Source organism: Sphingomonas sp. PR090111-T3T-6A, assembly GCF_000383095.1.
Taxonomy (GTDB): Bacteria; Pseudomonadota; Alphaproteobacteria; order Sphingomonadales; family Sphingomonadaceae; genus Solisphingomonas.
Genome location: NZ_AORL01000025.1, coordinates 12,020 through 27,279, shown reverse-complemented (window position 1 = coordinate 27,279; position 15,260 = coordinate 12,020). Strand labels below are relative to the sequence as shown.

19 protein-coding genes and 1 tRNA gene are annotated in these 15,260 nt (G+C 63.1%); 13 read left to right on the top strand and 7 right to left on the bottom strand.

The annotated features are described in order from the left end of the window. Positions 1 to 13: 13 nt before the first annotated feature. The 3 genes from ST3T6A_RS0118525 to ST3T6A_RS0118515 form a co-directional block, all read right to left on the bottom strand. Positions 14 to 1,492, bottom strand: coding sequence for a porin (locus tag ST3T6A_RS0118525; protein ID WP_019834453.1), 1,479 nt, complete (start codon positions 1,490 to 1,492; stop codon positions 14 to 16). A gap of 75 nt (positions 1,493 to 1,567) precedes the next feature. Then, positions 1,568 to 2,590 carry a sulfate ABC transporter substrate-binding protein gene (locus tag ST3T6A_RS0118520; protein WP_019834452.1) on the bottom strand — a complete coding sequence of 341 codons (1,023 nt, stop codon included), beginning with the start codon at positions 2,588 to 2,590 and terminating at the stop codon, positions 1,568 to 1,570. A 103-nt stretch (positions 2,591 to 2,693) separates the two neighbouring features. Then, positions 2,694 to 3,125: an RrF2 family transcriptional regulator gene (locus tag ST3T6A_RS0118515; protein WP_019834451.1), complete on the bottom strand. Its 432-nt coding sequence runs from the start codon at positions 3,123 to 3,125 to the stop codon at positions 2,694 to 2,696. Positions 3,126 to 3,284: 159 nt separating this feature from the next. Between ST3T6A_RS0118515 and infA the strand changes: the two genes are divergently transcribed. From infA to ST3T6A_RS0118490, 5 genes are all read left to right on the top strand, one after another. Further along, positions 3,285 to 3,503, top strand: coding sequence for a translation initiation factor IF-1 (infA, locus tag ST3T6A_RS0118510; RefSeq protein WP_003049127.1), 219 nt, complete (start codon positions 3,285 to 3,287; stop codon positions 3,501 to 3,503). A 40-nt stretch (positions 3,504 to 3,543) separates the two neighbouring features. Next, positions 3,544 to 4,116 carry a Maf family protein gene (locus tag ST3T6A_RS0118505; RefSeq protein ID WP_019834450.1) on the top strand — a complete coding sequence of 191 codons (573 nt, stop codon included), beginning with the start codon at positions 3,544 to 3,546 and terminating at the stop codon, positions 4,114 to 4,116. Then, positions 4,109 to 5,074, top strand: a complete 966-nt coding sequence (locus ST3T6A_RS0118500) for a hypothetical protein (protein WP_019834449.1) — start codon at positions 4,109 to 4,111, stop codon at positions 5,072 to 5,074. Before ST3T6A_RS0118505 ends, ST3T6A_RS0118500 begins: the two co-directional genes overlap by 8 nt. Beyond that, positions 5,061 to 5,243, top strand: a complete 183-nt coding sequence (gene yacG, locus ST3T6A_RS20635) for a DNA gyrase inhibitor YacG (RefSeq protein ID WP_019834448.1) — start codon at positions 5,061 to 5,063, stop codon at positions 5,241 to 5,243. Before ST3T6A_RS0118500 ends, yacG begins: the two co-directional genes overlap by 14 nt. A gap of 54 nt (positions 5,244 to 5,297) precedes the next feature. Then, positions 5,298 to 5,373 (top strand) — tRNA-Phe (locus ST3T6A_RS0118490). A 198-nt stretch (positions 5,374 to 5,571) separates the two neighbouring features. Here the strand turns inward: ST3T6A_RS0118490 and ST3T6A_RS0118485 are convergent. Beyond that, positions 5,572 to 6,027, bottom strand: a complete 456-nt coding sequence (locus tag ST3T6A_RS0118485) for a hypothetical protein (protein ID WP_019834447.1) — start codon at positions 6,025 to 6,027, stop codon at positions 5,572 to 5,574. A gap of 346 nt (positions 6,028 to 6,373) precedes the next feature. Beyond that, positions 6,374 to 7,111, bottom strand: a complete 738-nt coding sequence (locus ST3T6A_RS0118475; protein ID WP_019834446.1) for a hypothetical protein — start codon at positions 7,109 to 7,111, stop codon at positions 6,374 to 6,376. A gap of 206 nt (positions 7,112 to 7,317) precedes the next feature. Here ST3T6A_RS0118475 and ST3T6A_RS0118470 point away from each other — a divergent pair, with 206 nt between their 5' ends. Next, entirely contained in the window at positions 7,318 to 7,611 is a 294-nt protein-coding gene (locus ST3T6A_RS0118470) for an ArsR/SmtB family transcription factor (RefSeq protein ID WP_019834445.1), read from the top strand. A gap of 51 nt (positions 7,612 to 7,662) precedes the next feature. On the opposite strand, the gene ST3T6A_RS0118465 is transcribed toward ST3T6A_RS0118470, so the two are convergent. Next, a complete protein-coding gene (locus ST3T6A_RS0118465; RefSeq protein WP_019834444.1) occupies positions 7,663 to 8,316 on the bottom strand; it encodes a DUF2971 domain-containing protein in 654 nt (217 codons plus the stop codon). 209 nt (positions 8,317 to 8,525) lie between these two features. Here ST3T6A_RS0118465 and ST3T6A_RS0118460 point away from each other — a divergent pair, with 209 nt between their 5' ends. From ST3T6A_RS0118460 to ST3T6A_RS0118430, 7 genes are all read left to right on the top strand, one after another. Beyond that, complete coding sequence (locus ST3T6A_RS0118460) at positions 8,526 to 8,855, top strand: ArsR/SmtB family transcription factor (protein WP_019834443.1); 330 nt, start codon at positions 8,526 to 8,528, stop codon at positions 8,853 to 8,855. Then, on the top strand, positions 8,855 to 9,394 hold the full coding sequence (locus tag ST3T6A_RS0118455) for an arsenate reductase/protein-tyrosine-phosphatase family protein (RefSeq protein WP_019834442.1): 540 nt from the start codon (positions 8,855 to 8,857) through the stop codon (positions 9,392 to 9,394). The genes ST3T6A_RS0118460 and ST3T6A_RS0118455 overlap by 1 nt, the downstream gene beginning before the upstream one ends. Further along, positions 9,394 to 9,828 (top strand): arsenate reductase (glutaredoxin), encoded by a 435-nt coding sequence (arsC, locus tag ST3T6A_RS0118450; RefSeq protein ID WP_019834441.1) that lies wholly within the window; start codon positions 9,394 to 9,396, stop codon positions 9,826 to 9,828. The genes ST3T6A_RS0118455 and arsC overlap by 1 nt, the downstream gene beginning before the upstream one ends. Continuing rightward, positions 9,825 to 10,493, top strand: coding sequence for an aquaporin (locus ST3T6A_RS0118445; RefSeq protein ID WP_019834440.1), 669 nt, complete (start codon positions 9,825 to 9,827; stop codon positions 10,491 to 10,493). Before arsC ends, ST3T6A_RS0118445 begins: the two co-directional genes overlap by 4 nt. Then, the gene (gene arsH / locus ST3T6A_RS0118440; RefSeq protein ID WP_019834439.1) at positions 10,490 to 11,233 is read left to right on the top strand and encodes an arsenical resistance protein ArsH; all 744 of its coding nucleotides are present in this window, start codon (positions 10,490 to 10,492) and stop codon (positions 11,231 to 11,233) included. Before ST3T6A_RS0118445 ends, arsH begins: the two co-directional genes overlap by 4 nt. A 442-nt stretch (positions 11,234 to 11,675) precedes the next feature. After that, complete coding sequence (locus tag ST3T6A_RS21650; RefSeq protein ID WP_157602985.1) at positions 11,676 to 12,593, top strand: hypothetical protein; 918 nt, start codon at positions 11,676 to 11,678, stop codon at positions 12,591 to 12,593. Positions 12,594 to 12,607: 14 nt separating this feature from the next. Then, positions 12,608 to 12,898 (top strand): hypothetical protein, encoded by a 291-nt coding sequence (locus ST3T6A_RS0118430; RefSeq protein ID WP_037539093.1) that lies wholly within the window; start codon positions 12,608 to 12,610, stop codon positions 12,896 to 12,898. 10 nt (positions 12,899 to 12,908) lie between these two features. Here the strand turns inward: ST3T6A_RS0118430 and ST3T6A_RS20625 are convergent, their stop codons facing one another. After that, the gene (locus tag ST3T6A_RS20625; RefSeq protein ID WP_162140551.1) at positions 12,909 to 15,245 is read right to left on the bottom strand and encodes a S8 family peptidase; all 2,337 of its coding nucleotides are present in this window, start codon (positions 15,243 to 15,245) and stop codon (positions 12,909 to 12,911) included. Positions 15,246 to 15,260 lie beyond the last annotated feature (15 nt).

Genomic DNA, 15,260 nt, shown 5'->3' with positions numbered 1-15,260 from the left:
GGCGTCGCGTTCATCAGAAATCCAGATGCAGTCGGGTGGCGAAGGCGTCGCCCTTCGCGGTGGTGCCGTTGATGCTCACCGGCGCCGCCACCAGCGTCGAATTGTATCCGGTGAAGCGGATATAGTTGAACATCAGCTTCAGATTGCCGCTGAGATACCAGTTCACCGCGCCGGTCCAGCCATGGCCGTTATGGTTGAGCGGCGAGAGATCATGATCGGTGAGATTGATCTTGTCATAGCGGACCGCCAGCTCCCACGCGCCCCAATTGCCCTTCGACGGATCGAACGGGCGGATCGGCCGCAGACGATCGACCACACCATTGACGAAGCTACGCGATTCGCCGGTGAGGAAGAAGGTGCCGTAGACGTAATAGCCATCGAAGTTGAGCGACGGAGCCGCCGCGAAGCGATCGAGGTGCATGTGGTTATACTCACCCTGCACCGAGAAGGGGCCGTACACGCCGGCACCTTCGAGATCATAATAGGTCGCGCTCTTCACACCGGTCTGCACGCCGTTGACGGCGCTGCCGGTGATCGCCACCGATTCCAGGCTGCCATTGTCGACGCGCACGTTCGGACGGTCCGCCAGCGTGACGCTGTTCCCCGCCAGATCCTTCACATGATAGCCCGCCGCGCCGAGATGCAGCACGCGGCCACGCTTGTTGATCGGCTCGACCGTCACGCGGCCGTTATAGCCCCACACCTCGTCGGGCGTGGTGGTGTTGCGCGAGATGGATTCGTTGGCGCCGTAAAGGCCCCCGGTCGCCGTGACGAGCTTGTTCGCATAGGCGACCGTCAGGCCGACGCGGCGCTCGCCGCCCACCGCGCCGAAGGCGGTGTTGGCCATGCCGCGCTCAAGGAAGGTGTTGAACGAATCCGACGTATTGGCTTCCAGCCCGGCCGGAATCTTGAGCTGGCCGAGCGTGACGGTGAGGTTCTTGGTGCCGGTATAGGCCACATAGGCGTCGAGCAGGCTGGCGGTGCCGCCCACCCATTCGCCCTCGATACGCCAGGCGAACTGCTTGAAGGCGGTGCCGTCGAAGCCGAAGCGGCCGCGGCGGACCTGCGTGCCGTTGTTGAAGTCGTAGCCGCCGCGACGCTCGTTGAAAGCGGCATAGTCGACGTCGAGGATGCCGCGCGGCTTGAAGGTGAAATTCCCGTCCGGCGAGCTGAACTGCGGCACGATCGTCCACGCCGTCTGCCCCTGCGGCTTGGCCGCCTGAGCGGGCGCGGGGGCCGGGGCGGGCGGCGGCGCGGCCTGCGCGGCCTGCGCGACGGCGGTCGTCACCTGCGCCGGGATGGTGGCCACGGTCGCCTTCTGATCGTCGATCTGGTGGCGCAGATCGGCATTCTCCGCCTGAAGCTGGTCGACCTTCGCCTCCAGCGCATTCAGGCGCTCCAGAATGGCGGCGTTGGATACCGGCTTCGCGGCCAGTGCCGGCGAGCAGGCAAGCGCGGCGAGCGAGACGCCGCCGAGAAATGCGATGCGCATGGATAACCCCCTTTTGGTGAAGAGCGGGCGCGCCGTCCGTCCGGCAACGCCCGCCACCCCATCTTTATAGACGGCTCAATGCTTGGCCGCCGCGAAGACCTGGTCGAACGACGCGCCATCGGCGAAGTGCGCCGCCTGCGCGCGCGTCCAGCCACCGAAATTCCGGTCGATGGTGAAGAGCTGGAGGCGCGGGAACTGGGACGCCGTCTTCGCCGCGACCACGGGATCGATCGGCCGGTAGTAATTCTTCGCGATGATCTCCTGGCCGGGACGCGTGTAGAGATATTGCAGATAGGCCTCGGCCACCTTGCGCGTGCCCTTGCGGTCTACATTGGCGTCGACCACCGCGACCGGCGGCTCCGCCTTGATCGAGACGGACGGCACGACGATGTCGAACTTGCCCTTGCCCAGCTCGTTCACCGCCAGGAAGGCCTCATTCTCCCAGGCCAGCAGCACGTCGCCCTGTCCGCGCTGGACGAAGGTGGTCGTCGCCCCGCGCGCGCCGGAATCGAGCACCGGCACGTTACGGAAGAGCTTGATCATATAGTCGCGCACCTTGTCGGGCGACTTGTAGGTCTTCTGCGCGTAGCCCCACGCCGCCAGATAGTTCCAGCGCGCGCCACCCGACGTCTTGGGGTTGGGCGTGATCACCTGCACGCCCGGCTTGATGAGATCGCCCCAGTCGTGGATGCCCTTGGGGTTGCCCTTGCGGACGAGGAAGACGATCGTCGAATAATAGGGCGTCGAATTGTGCGGGAGGCGCTTCTGCCAGTCGGTCGGCAGCAGCTTGGCCTTGTCCGCGATCGAATCGATGTCGTAGCCGAGCGCCAGCGTCACCACGTCGGCGGGCGCGCCCTCGATCACCGAGCGGGCCTGCGCGCCCGATCCGCCATGGCTCTGGCGGATGGTCACGTCCTGGCCGGTCTTGGCCTTCCACTGCGCCGCGAAAGCATCGTCGATGCTGCGATAGAGTTCGCGCGTGGGATCATAGGATACGTTGAGCAGCTCGGCCGGCGCCGGCGCGGCCTTCGCCGCATCGAGCGCGATCGGCCCCAGTATCAGCGAAGCGGCGAGGCCGGCCAGAACGAAACGGCGCATGATGATCCCTCCCTGGTGGAGCGATCACGCTATTCTCTACTTGTCTAGTGGAGAATAGGGAAAATCTATCAGTATCCTTAAGCGCTGCTTTCGACGGCCTCGATCAGGCCGCCGCCAGCGTCTCGAAAGCGGCGGCATCGGCCAGGGACGTGCCCGCCAGCGTCCGCGCGGCATCCTCGCGCACCTTCGCCATCACGCGGCGGATCGCGCAGGTCGCCTCGTCGCGGCAATCGCCGCAGCGTTCGTAGAAGTTGAGGCTGGCGCAGGGCACGAGCGCGATCGGCCCGTCCATCAGCCGGATCACCTCCGCGAAGTTGATCTCACTGGCGGGCCGCGCAAGCGTGTAGCCGCCGCCGGGCCCGCGGCGGCTGGTGACGAAGCCGCCCTTCTTGAGATCGAGCAGGATCAGCTCCAGATATTTGCGCGGCACATGCTGGGTGGTGGCGATATCGCCGACCTGGACGGCGCGGCCGGTTTCCGCTTCGGCGAGATAGAGGAGGGCGCGCAGCGCATAGCGTGTCTTCTGGGCGAGCATGGTGATACCGCCATATTCCCCAGCGGAGCGCTCGGCAATCGCGCGATTGCCACAGTCGTGCGATCGATGAACCGCTCCCTGGGCGCGACGCTTCCCTTTGACGGCCGCAACCGCTATGGCGCGCAGACATTTTTGCGCGCGAAAGAATTCAGAGGATTAATGGCGAAAGAAGAACTTCTCGAGATGCGCGGCCAGGTGGTGGAGCTTCTGCCCAACGCCATGTTCCGCGTGCGCCTCGAAAACGATCACGAGATTCTCGGCCACACGGCCGGCAAGATGCGCAAGAACCGCATCCGCGTGCTCGTCGGCGACGAAGTGCTCGTCGAACTCACGCCCTATGACCTGACCAAGGGTCGCATCACCTATCGCTTCAAGTAAGGCCGGGCGGCCGGCGGTCGCCTCAGCACCGGGGTCCGTCATGCGCCTTGTCCTGGCTTCCGCGAGCCCGCGTCGTCTCGACCTTCTCGCCCGACTGGGCGTGACGCCCGACGCGATCGATCCCGCCGAGCTCGACGAAAGCCCGCGCCCGCGCGAGCTTCCGCTGCCGCACGCGCGCCGTCTGGCGGCGGAGAAGGCTGCGGTGGTGGCGGCGCGCCATCCGCACGCGATGGTGCTTGGCTGCGACACGGTGGTGGCCTGCGGGCGGCGCATCCTGCCCAAGGCCGAGGACGAGCAGACCGCGCGCCAGTGCCTCGCTTTGCTCTCGGGGCGGCGGCATCGCGTCCATTCGGCCGTGACGCTGATCGACGCCGAGGGCCGCGCGCGTCACCGCGAATCGACCAGCGTGCTCGCCTTCAAGCGGCTCTCGCCCTCGGAGATCGATGCCTATATCGACGGCGGCGAATGGCATGGAAAGGCCGGCGGCTATGCCATCCAGGGCTTTGCGGAGAGCTTCGTGCGTGCGCTCGTCGGCAGCCATTCGGGCGTGATGGGGCTTCCCCTGTTCGAGACGCGCGCGCTGCTGGTCGCGGCGGGGCTCCAGCTTGGCTGAATGGCTCCTCGACGAAGGGATCGGCGAGCATCGCGCCGCCCTCGTCGAAGATGACATCATATTGGAGGCGGCGATCGACCGCCTCGACGACCGGCTGCGCCTCGGCGCGGTGGTGTCGGCGAAGCTCGGCGAGCGCGTCGGCGCTGGCGCGTGGCTCTCCACCGCGCAGGGTGACGCCATCCTCGACGCCGTGCCGCGCGGGCTGTCGCAGGGGCGTTCGCTGCTGGTCGAGATCGTCCGCGAGGCGATCCCCGAGCCCGGCCGCCTCAAGCCGCCCCGCGCGCGCGCCAGCGACGCTGAGGCCGAACGCGCCGCCCCGACACTGGCCGAGCGCCTGGAAGGCCCTGTACGGCGCCTCGCGCCCCATGAGCCCGACCGTCTCGAACAGGCCGGCTGGTCCGAGCTGATCGAGCAGGCCGAGACCGGCGAGATCGATTTTCCCGGCGGCGCGCTCCGCCTCTCGCCGACGCCGGCCATGGCGCTGTTCGACATCGACGGCACGCTGCCCGCCGCCGACCTCGCGCTGGCGGGCGCACGGGCTGCGGCGGAAGCGATCCGGCGGCTCGCGATCGGCGGCTCGATCGGGCTCGACCTGCCGACGCTCGGCTCCAAGGCGGAGCGCGCCGCCGCCGCCGCCGTCATCGACGAGACGCTGCCCCCGCCGTTCGAGCGCACCGCCGTCAATGGCTTCGGCTTCATGCAGATCATCCGCCCCCGCCCACGCGCCTCGATCCCCGAGCTGGTGCGGTGGGATCCGGCGCTGACCGCCGCGCTCCGCCTGCTGCGGATCGGCGCGCGCGGCTTCGGCCCCCGCACGCTGGTCGCGGCACCTGCCGTGATCACGCGGCTGGAGGCCCGGCCGGACTGGATCGAGGCGCTCGCCCGCGCGGTCGGCGGCACGGTCGGCTTGCGGGCCGATCCGGGGCTCGCCATATCCGCGAGCCATGTCGAAGCCTGAAAGCCCCGCCCGCCGCGCCGATCGCTGCCCGATCTGCGGCAAGCCCAGCGTCGCCGCCCATGCCCCCTTCTGTAGCCAGGGCTGCCGCGACCGCGATCTGCTGCAATGGCTGGGCGAGGGATATCGGATGCCGGGCCGCGCGGCAGAATTTGCTGACGAAGAGGACTAGACAGGGGCGCCATGCTCTGCCTATAGGCGCGCCTCGCCTGACGCGAGAGCGAAGGCCCGGGTAGCTCAGTTGGTAGAGCACGTGACTGAAAATCACGGTGTCGGCGGTTCGATTCCGTCCCCGGGCACCATTTCCCTACATCGATGCGCAGACTACACAGAGGCGCTCCTAAGCCTCGCTTAGGAGCAAGATTCGCAGCGCAAGGACGCTCCGAATTGCATTTGACGCGCCGCGCCACATTCTTAACGTCGGGACGCCGCAGAATCATTCCGCGAACGGTCGGGAAGGCGCATTTCCAAACGCGTCCCGTCAGCTGATGTCGTGCTAATCAAATCTCGTCATAGCCCTCATGAGGCGCGGCAAGAGGCCGGGCGCTGTTCAGGGCGTTACGCTCTGTCCGGACGAGCAGCGCCGCATCCATGGGGAAGCGAATGCCGGAGACGTACTCCAGAAGATTCTGGTGTATCTCCGAATCGCCCGCGAGCATGAAATCCAACATGCACTGACCGTGGAACGGTTCGTCAGCAATTGCCTCGCGAATCCATCTGCCTACATGCTGGGGCGGCTGCGACCCATCCGCCAGCCGACGAGAATATTCGAGGATACGGGCGACCCCTTCGATCGTGGCTTCCGTCACATCAGAGAGATCGCCAGCTTTCCAGCGTAAGAGGGTTTCTGAATTCCGCGCTGAGAGGGCCAACTGTTGCTGGGAGGGGTTCAGCGACCAGAACGCGCATATTCTCAGCGCAGCCTCCATCGCGCGCTGCAGGAGCTCCTGAGGCACTTCCAGGCGACCCTCGATGGTCAGGATAACCTTGCCCCCGTCGCCGGACGCTCCCGCACCACCAGCCCGCCACGTCTGAGAAGATATCTGCTGTTCAAAGTCGCCACCACTGCGCCCGGCCGTACATCTTCAGCCGGTGTCACCAACATCGAGGTTCGAACCAGCCTGCCGTCTGGCCAACGCCGCTTTCGGTCATGAAAGACGCGGCCTGCTAGGAAGGGGTGTTTTCGAAGCGGCACAAAAAGTGCCCAATTGCGAAGCTCAGCATCCCACATCCCGTTACCTTTTGCCTAATCTGCAGGAGCGGCTGGCGGTCACCCAGAACGGCCCGGGCAACCGCGCCGGATCAATGGAGAAAGCGGCTTTCAAGTTGAACGTCGACGCCAGCGGCCAACGGCGAACCAACCTTTCTCGCGATCAAGGTTAGGGCGTCCCCAACAGCCTCTGACACCAGAGCCATCGCGATGGGTTCGCTTGGATCAAATCCAGCCCGAATCACCGCAAGATCCGCTACGCGGGTGCCATAGCGATCGCGCAGATGTTCAAAGACCTCGCGCGCGTCGTCCGCGACGACGGCAACGAATGCCTGAAGGGTGCCGCGCTCCGATTCGTCCAATATCGTCGCGGTGAACAGCTGGCACCGCCTGACCTGCGAAGTCGGCATAGCCGTTCGGTTTGACGGCTCCAAGAGCTCGTCAAACGTCTCTACTCCACCCGAAGGCTCCAGCAGATCGTCGATCTCGTCGGGGGAGGCATCCAGCCCAAGAGACAATCCATGGAGCACGAGCGCACGCTTGAAGGCGTGGATTTCGACGCAGGCGTCGATGGCACATTGTCCCGAGAAAAGCTCTCTGGGGGCATATAACCAAGCCAGCGCATCTGCGCGCAAACGATCCCGGGCGAACCTAGCTCCAGTTTCACTCGCGATCGTCGCGAGACGGCAGATTTGCCTCGTCGATAGGGGAACTCTCGTATCCGTGGGCGCGTCCGCCTCCAACGGATCCAGAACTTGAAAATTCGCCGAGGGGATACGCTGGCGGGTCGAAGGCGCGGCGGCTGCTACCGCCTGTTTCATCGTTGCCATGATAGCTCTCCAATCCGGAAGGCGAGGCACTGAGTCTTCTGCAATGTCCTTCCTGGCTGACGTCTCATGTCCCCTTCTGCGGGACCGGCTCGATGTGCGCGTCGTTCCACTACATTTCAATATATCGGGAAATGCCGATATATTCGGTATCGCTGATTCCATTTTTCTCGACGGATTTTGCTACCCCCTTCGGCTAGGTTCCAAGAATGAACAGCGAATCGGCTGTGGCAGCGCTGGGGGCGCTCGCCCAGACAACGCGACTGGCCACTATGGAGCTTCTGGTTCGCTCTGAGCCTGCGGGCTTGTCTGCCGGCGATATCGCTAGACGGCTCGGGGTCACACAGAACACGCTCTCGGGACACCTCTCCATCCTGAGGCGGGGCGGCATGGTGCTGGCTCAACGAAACAGCCGATCGATCATCTATCGCGCCAACGTCGGTGAGGTCCTGGCGCTTCTCAGCTATTTGGGGAGTTTGGGCCCTCCAATTCTCAAAACCTAGGACTTCGCTGGATCGGATCTCCGCTTTTCGAGCGTGAGCGACGCCGATCGATCATCTCCACATGTCTGCACGACGCTGAGTCACCACCGCGAAGCTTCGAAAAGCGAGCCGAGCTTTTTTAACCGCCACGTTCGCCGCCCTCTCGCCAAGCGTCTCGGCGAGCTCAGCCCTTGAGATCGTGGATCCATGGCCCACGATCACCTCGCGAAGCAGGAGGTGGTCTGAGAATTCGGCAAAGTACAACCCGCTTGGATCTGGTTGGTCCAGACTCACAAACAGCCGCATCTCGTTCTCATACCGCCAGTGGCTGAATTTGGTGTTCATCAGCGCGAGCACGAAATCTAGCGCCGCCTGGCCGCCTCGGTCGACGACAGCTGTATCAATTTTCAGTCGACGCTGCTGATATCGAACCCGTTCGAGGTAGGAGTCCGGCACGTCGAAACCGAGACAAAGTCCTTGGTGCTTTTCCGCATAATGCCCCCACATCACGGGATTTCGCCAGTTACGGCTGAAGCACAGCATGCCTCTCTGTCGGGAAAGTTCCTCCTTGCTCCTCAACAAGGCAGCTCTCTCAGCGGGGTGCGGGGAAGCCGCCGCGATCATCTCGAACGGATCGTTCAAACCGCCGATCGTTGCAATCTTCAGGCGCCGATCGGCGATACCGCGCAGACCATATTCACGGTTGAGAAAATGATAGACACGCATCGCAACTCCTTCTGGCGTTCGGCTCCGCCACGGAAACGATAAGCTACATCCCGATCGAATCTCCCTGCGCCAAGATTTCTCCTCGTTGTCCCCAAGTGGGGGACAACGCCATGCGTCGCCGTGCCGCCTACCCCTCGGCCATTTGGATCCCCGCCACCCAATTCTCAAAACTCGATAGCCAATGATGATATTTCCACTATGCTGGAAATATGGAAAATGATTCGGCAATCGCTGCTCTTGGCGCCCTATCGCAAGCGACCCGCCTGGACACGTTCCGCCTCCTCGTGCGGCACGAGCCGGAAGGTCTCGCTGCCGGCGAGGCGGCTCGTCAGCTAGGCATTCCTGCCAACACGATGTCCGCGCATCTGGCCATTCTCGCTCGTGCCGGCCTCGTGCAGTCGGAGCGCAAAAGCCGTTCGATTGTGTACCGGGCACAACTCGATGGCCTGCGCGCGCTGATGCTGTTCCTCGTCAAGGATTGTTGTGCCGGCAATCCAGAGGTGTGCGCTCCGCTCATTGCGGAACTCTCTTGCTGTTGATGGAGAAGGGCATGACAGACCGAATCTTCAACGTGCTGTTTCTGTGCACGGGCAACTCGGCCCGCTCTATCCTCGCTGAGAGCGTGCTCACCATCCATGGCGCCGGACGCTTCCGAGCCTTCTCAGCCGGCAGCTTCCCCAAGGGCGAAGTTAACCCGGACGCCATCCGCCTCCTCCAACGCATCGGCTATCCGACCGCAGGCCTCCGCTCGAAAAGCTGGGATGAATTCGCCGCGCCCGATGCGCCGGTCATGGATTTCGTTTTCACCGTTTGCGACGACACAGCCGGCGAGGTTTGTCCGGTATGGCCAGGTCATCCCATGACGGCCCACTGGGGTATCGAAGACCCCTCTCGTGTCGAAGGCGGCGAGATCGAGCGCGAACGCGCCTTCGTGACCGCGCTTCGCTATCTCGAGAACCGCATCTCGCTCTTCACGGCGCTCCCCATCGACAAGCTCAAAGCGACCGCGCTCACCGCCAGACTGCGCGAGATCGGCCGCAGCGAAGGCTCCACCAACCCCCGCCCAGAGGTCGCCTGATGCCCACCGATATCATCATCTACCACAATGCCGCCTGCGGGACGTCGCGCAACACGCTGGCGCTAATCCGCAACTCGGGCATCGAGCCCCACGTCGTCGAATATCTCAAGACGCCGCCATCACGTGCGTTGCTCGTCGAAATGATCGACCGCGCCGGCATGACACCCCGCGACCTGCTCCGTGAAAAGGGTACGCCCTACGCCGAGCTCGGCCTCGACGATGCTACGCTCACTGACCAAGCCCTCCTCGATGCGATGGTGGAGCATCCGATCCTCATCAATCGTCCGCTTGTGGTGACGCCGCTCGGCGTGAGACTGTGTCGCCCGTCTGAGGTCGTCCTCGACATCCTTCCCGACGCCCAGAAGGGCGCTTTCGCGAAGGAGGATGGCGAACAGGTCGTCGACGCCGCCGGCCGACGCGTCACTCCCGCATGAGCCGGCAGGCGATCTTCGCCGAGGCAATGGGCAGTGGCCTGCTCTTTGCGACCGTCATTGGCTCCGGAATCATGGCGGAGAGGCTCTCGGGCGGGAACGTTGCCATCGCGTTGCTTGGCAATACGCTCGCGACAGGGGCGATCCTCTTCGTCCTCGTCACGATGCTGGGACCGGTCTCGGGGGCTCATCTCAATCCTGCCGTCACCCTCGTCATGCGCCTGCGCGGCCAGATCGGCACTGACATCGCCTTGGGCTACGTCGTCGCCCAGCTTTCAGGCGGCATCCTCGGCGTCTGGATCGCCCATCTGATGTTCGACATGCCGGTACTCCAGCTGTCGAGCAAAATCCGCGGCGGTCCTGGTCAATGGGCCGGAGAGATGGTCGCGACCTTCGGCCTGCTGCTGACGATCCTCGGCACTGCGAAGCTGCGCCCCGGTCAAGTTCCGGCCAGCGTCGCGCTCTACATCACCGCCGCCTACTGGTTCACCTCGTCCACGAGCTTCGCCAACCCGGCGATCACCATCGCGCGATCCCTCAGCAACAGTTTCGCCGGCATTGCGCCAATCTGCGTCCCCGCCTTCGTCGCAGCGCAACTCATTGGCGCCGTTGCCGCGCACCTCGTCAGCGATGCCATCTTTTCCGGCTTGCCCAAGGAGCTCGCATGAGCCGCGTTCGCATCCTGCCCGATCCCGACCATCTGCCCGCGATTGATCCTGCCTTTCTCATCAAGCGGCCGGCACTCGGCCTCGGCGAGGATCAGCCGCCGCCCCGCATCCTGCTGCTCTACGGCTCCCTTCGCGAACGCTCCTTCTCACGCCTTGCCGTCGAGGAGGCTGCGAGACTCCTGCGCCTGTTTGGCGCCGAGACACGGATCTTTGATCCTTCCGATCTGCCGCTCCCCGATCAGGTGCATGGCGACGATCACCCGGCGGTCCACGAATTGCGCCAGCTCTCGATGTGGTCGGAAGGGCAGGTATGGTGCAGCCCCGAGCGACATGGTGCTATCACCGGCATCATGAAGGCCCAGATCGATCATCTCCCGCTAGAGATGAAGGGTATGCGTCCGACCCAGGGCCGCACGCTCGCCGTCATGCAGGTCTCCGGCGGGTCGCAGTCCTTCAACGCCGTCAATGCGCTGCGCCTGCTTGGCCGCTGGATGCGGATGTTCACCATCCCCAACCAATCGTCCGTCGCCATGGCCTATAAGGAGTTCGACGAGATCGGCCGAATGAAGCCTTCCAGTTACTACGACCGTATCGTCGATGTGATGGAAGAGCTTGTGCGGATGACTGTGCTCATGCGACCGTACTCAGCGCAATTGGTCGATCGCTATTCGGAGCGAAAAGCCAGCGGCGTGCCCGTATTGGCCGAAGATCATTCGGCCATCGCCACCACCCCGCGCTGAGAAGCCTCGCTTTGGACCGGCAGGGCCCTAACCCCTTGGCCCAACGCACGAGGTTTTTTAGACAACCTGATACTCCGTTTCTCAAAAATCTTCCTGGTTCCCGCCAGTGCGACTTTTCGAATCTGGAGCTGCGGCTCGACCATTCCTCTTGAAAAGATCGAGCGAATAGCTGAACGCACAGGCTACAGTTGCCCAGCGGATCACCGTTCTGTCTAGCTCAGTCCACAATCTGAAAGCCGACCCGCAGCTCGGCGGTGCCCCATCGACCGTTGATCCAACAACGCGGATCAACGGTGATGCGAGCGAGTACCCACGACAGCTCGCGAACGGACGGTCACTGCCACCTCTTCTATTCGCCACGTGTGCGAAGCGCCTGCGCGCCAAGATTGGCAAGGCAGCGGACGAAGCCCTGGAGCTCGTACGCAATGCGGGTCACACAGTCGTGGATATCACGGACCACACGACGCCATGGCGCGAGGTGGGACAGGCGGCGTCGGGCGTAGACGGCGTCGTCCTCTTGGGAGGCTATGATGTCATCCGATCGCAGCGCCTCGATGTGGTCCCGGCGGCCTTGAGATCGAGCGGCATTCTCAACGCCGATCCCGACGATTATGTCGTGTGGAACGACGACTGCTTTGGAGACACGGACGGTGATACGTTGCCGGAACTTCCTGTCTCCCGCATTCCTGACGCCGGATCCGGCGCCCTGATTCTGAACGCGCTGTCCAGCCCGCTTCATCCGCCACAATCTGCCCGGTTTGGGATCCGAAATCTCAACCGCTCTTATGCTGATGACGTCTTCGGTGCGATTGCCGGCACCGAAGCATTGAACGTGTCCGCGCCCTTTACGCGCGGGACGGCCGCGCCAGATCAGATCAACGCTAACGGGCTTTATGTCGTCCTTCACGGCTCCAAAAACGACATGTCGCGTTTTTGGGGAGAGCAGGCCGATACAAGCCCCATTGAGGCCTTCTCGCAGGCATGCGTACCTCCAGCACTAAGCAGTGTGATTCTGGCGGGTGTATGCTGGGGTGGCCTCGTTGTGAGTTCCCCCGCCTCAGAAACCTCGGATATGGAAGCGATCACGCCGATTGCGATCGACCAGTCTGTTGCGCTGCGTTTCCTCGACGCCGGCGCCACCGCGTTTATCGGCACGACCGGAGCACATATGTCGCCGATCAGCGGATGGGTCCATTCAGAGTTCTGGGACGGTATCGCCAAAGGAAAATCGCCGGCGAAAGCGATCTTTGATGCCAAAGAAGCGTTCATACCTCGGATACGCGATTGGCAATGCGAAGCGGAAGTTGGTTATATGTTCAAAACTTGGCGTCAATTTACCTGTCTGGGTTTGGCTTGGTGACCTCGGAGGGACTCATGGTCGATTCGCCTGAAACTGTCGCCGAAAAGGCGCTCCCGGGCTGGAAGGCTGTCGGAACGACCACCGGCGGCTCTCATTTCGATGTCGACGGTCGCACGCCGGGCATGGGTCTTCTCAAGAGAAAATATGGCTTGTCGCAGTCGAGCCAAGGGCGGGGCTTCGCGCCAGCCTCATCTAGCGAGACCCACAGCGAGGTGGTTGTGATGAACCCGCCCGCCGACATGGAGTCGGTCGGGCAGAAGTTCGTGGTCGTTCGCAACGGAAAGGCCGTCCTCGTCCAGGGCTGAGGCGCCAACCTCAGACGACGGCGACATTCTCAACGAGATTCGCCGTCAGGTTGCGCGCTCGAATGACAGCCGCGGTCTCGGCCACCAGGTCAATATCCTGCCGCTTCGTGCGGATCGACATGATGAGCGAGAACCGTGTTGGGCTTTGGTGGTAGCGATCTTCCTTTCGATCGGCCCACCACCCCTTGACTGGATAGACGGACAGGCCGTTGCGGCGGGCGAGTTCGTGCCCTTTGCCCTCCCAGATATCGTGGTGCAGGCTCCCGTACCCGCGACGGTTTTTGCCGAGGTGCCAGCCCTTATCGCCGGCGCCAGCGCCGACCACCAAGCTTCCTTCCTCGAGTTCGGCGAGCTGGTTGATCCTACGCTGTGCTTCGTCGTGCGAGTCATCGGCGGACTTCAGGTTGAAGCGCAGTCGGTGTGATGCGTAACGATCGATCCGATGGCGGCTACCGGCATGCGGATCGGGCTCCACAAAGTAGGAGAGCGTGCAGCGCAGCTCGACGTCCTCCTGGTCAATCAGCTGCAACGCCTCGGCTGGCCAAGGCAGCTCGAAATACTTCATCTGCCGCAGTCGGATTTTTCCGTCGGCATGCTCGAAGGGCAAAATCTCGTCCTCGACGATCAGCGTCAGAGCGTTACCTGCCGTTTGAAACAGCCGCTCCTCGTTGGGCACCCCCCAACCGAAACAGTCGACGACGCTCCCCCAGCTTTCACCCTTCTGCTTGCCGCTGTTCAGCGCGTCCTGGTAACGCTGCCGCATCGCTTCGGTCCACTCTGCGCTATGAACCATCATCCCGCGAAGTGTCTCCGCCCGCAGTCTCGGATATGCGGCCGACAGGCGACTCACGAGCCCCGCCGCTCGAGCTGTCGCCGCACTCGTTTCGCCCGTGAACGTCAGAGGAAATCGTGGGATCTCTCGATGGGTCGTAAGCACCATCGTAGAACGGCCCGGCGCCGAAGTGTCACCGTCCGCTTGAACGACATGATTCCCGCCCTCCATGACGATGTCAGGCTTATTTGCATAGCGCATCGACCACCGCTGGGACGTGCGCGAGGTTGGAGAAAGATCGCCTTGAGGAGCGACCAGATTCAAACCTTCGGTCAACTTCTGCGTCGCGCCCCCAACTGTCAGAGCGTTCAAGGCCTGCCCCGGCGATTGAAGCCGATGATCGGCATTGCGGTCTTCGTAATTGAACACCTCATAAGGCTCGAGCGCCGACGTATAGACGTTGCCGGCCGCTACGCAGAACAGTCGCGTGGCTTCCCCCTCGTTCCATGCGAGTTTATCGATCGCAGCTGACGTGCTCGTCTGTTGCCCATTGTCGACGTCGCTGGGAGCCGTCGCAGCCAGGCAAAATACCCGAGGAACGGCATCATCAGCGACCAGCCGGACGGCACTGCCGATCGCTGAATACCCTGGGATAGGGCTCGCTCCGGCGGGCGCGGCAACTGTGACGGATTCGAGCGCGGTAGTGAGTTGTACCGGCTGATCATCGTCCGCCAGCACGGCCACATCGCCGTAGAGGGCGACGCCGGCCATGTTTGTCCCATGACCATCATGATCGCTCACGCCCCAGGCTTCTTCGATGGTCCGGCAACGCTCTGGCGGAAGTGATCCCCGCAGAAGTGGGTTGGCGAAATTCACCCCCGTATCGAGGATCGTCGTCCTGACTGCACCTACTGGTGCAGGCGTGACCAGCTCGGCGAGGCGGTTGACCTCGCCGTAACGCTCCTGAGGATCATATTGGAGATAGCTTGTGACGAAATTCGATGCCGCGCGCAGCTCAGCAACGGCGCCACTCAAGCGGATCAACTGCTCCAGCTGGGCTCGAGTGGCCCGCACTGTGATGACGGACGAATCCACAAAGTCGGTAAATTCACCCACCAACTGAATCTCAAGGCGCTCAGCGATATTGAGAAACAGAACGCGTGATGACTGCCGGACCCAGACTTCCCAGACAGTTTCCTGGCGTCCCTGCCTGTCGAGCGCGTCGATGGGATCGGTCCAGAGGCTTTCAACGTTCGCCAGTTCGAAGCTTTCGGCACTCTCAAAGAACCAGAAACGTTGAGGGCGATCGCCTTCAACCCATCTCTCATATTTGCCGAGCGCCTTCTCAAGGCTCTTGGCACTGTTCGCGTTGAGGAAAATATTCGCGACGTCCGGCCGGTTGTCGCCCGCCCGCTGGACGCTCAGGAGCTTAATCCCTCTCGTCTCAAGCTTCATATCACCGAGGTGGACTTTCTGATTTCCCCGCGCCTCCACCGCGACTGCGACGCCTCGCTGATCCAAGGGAATATCGTTTTGCTTTTGCTCGCGCCGAACATCCATCAGCGCCTGCGTCACTGTGACCAGACTGCG

Coding starts and splice junctions, on each gene's coding strand:
- ST3T6A_RS0118525 (WP_019834453.1), bottom strand. CDS start 1,492: ATGCGCATCGCATTTCTCGGCGGCGTCTCGCTCGCCGCGCTTGCCTGC.
- ST3T6A_RS0118520 (WP_019834452.1), bottom strand. CDS start 2,590: ATGCGCCGTTTCGTTCTGGCCGGCCTCGCCGCTTCGCTGATACTGGGG.
- ST3T6A_RS0118515 (WP_019834451.1), bottom strand. CDS start 3,125: ATGCTCGCCCAGAAGACACGCTATGCGCTGCGCGCCCTCCTCTATCTC.
- infA (WP_003049127.1), top strand. CDS start 3,285: ATGGCGAAAGAAGAACTTCTCGAGATGCGCGGCCAGGTGGTGGAGCTT.
- ST3T6A_RS0118505 (WP_019834450.1), top strand. CDS start 3,544: ATGCGCCTTGTCCTGGCTTCCGCGAGCCCGCGTCGTCTCGACCTTCTC.
- yacG (WP_019834448.1), top strand. CDS start 5,061: ATGTCGAAGCCTGAAAGCCCCGCCCGCCGCGCCGATCGCTGCCCGATC.
- ST3T6A_RS0118475 (WP_019834446.1), bottom strand. CDS start 7,111: ATGGCAACGATGAAACAGGCGGTAGCAGCCGCCGCGCCTTCGACCCGC.
- ST3T6A_RS0118470 (WP_019834445.1), top strand. CDS start 7,318: ATGAACAGCGAATCGGCTGTGGCAGCGCTGGGGGCGCTCGCCCAGACA.
- ST3T6A_RS0118465 (WP_019834444.1), bottom strand. CDS start 8,316: ATGCGTGTCTATCATTTTCTCAACCGTGAATATGGTCTGCGCGGTATC.
- ST3T6A_RS0118460 (WP_019834443.1), top strand. CDS start 8,526: ATGGAAAATGATTCGGCAATCGCTGCTCTTGGCGCCCTATCGCAAGCG.
- ST3T6A_RS0118455 (WP_019834442.1), top strand. CDS start 8,855: ATGGAGAAGGGCATGACAGACCGAATCTTCAACGTGCTGTTTCTGTGC.
- arsC (WP_019834441.1), top strand. CDS start 9,394: ATGCCCACCGATATCATCATCTACCACAATGCCGCCTGCGGGACGTCG.
- ST3T6A_RS0118445 (WP_019834440.1), top strand. CDS start 9,825: ATGAGCCGGCAGGCGATCTTCGCCGAGGCAATGGGCAGTGGCCTGCTC.
- arsH (WP_019834439.1), top strand. CDS start 10,490: ATGAGCCGCGTTCGCATCCTGCCCGATCCCGACCATCTGCCCGCGATT.
- ST3T6A_RS0118430 (WP_037539093.1), top strand. CDS start 12,608: ATGGTCGATTCGCCTGAAACTGTCGCCGAAAAGGCGCTCCCGGGCTGG.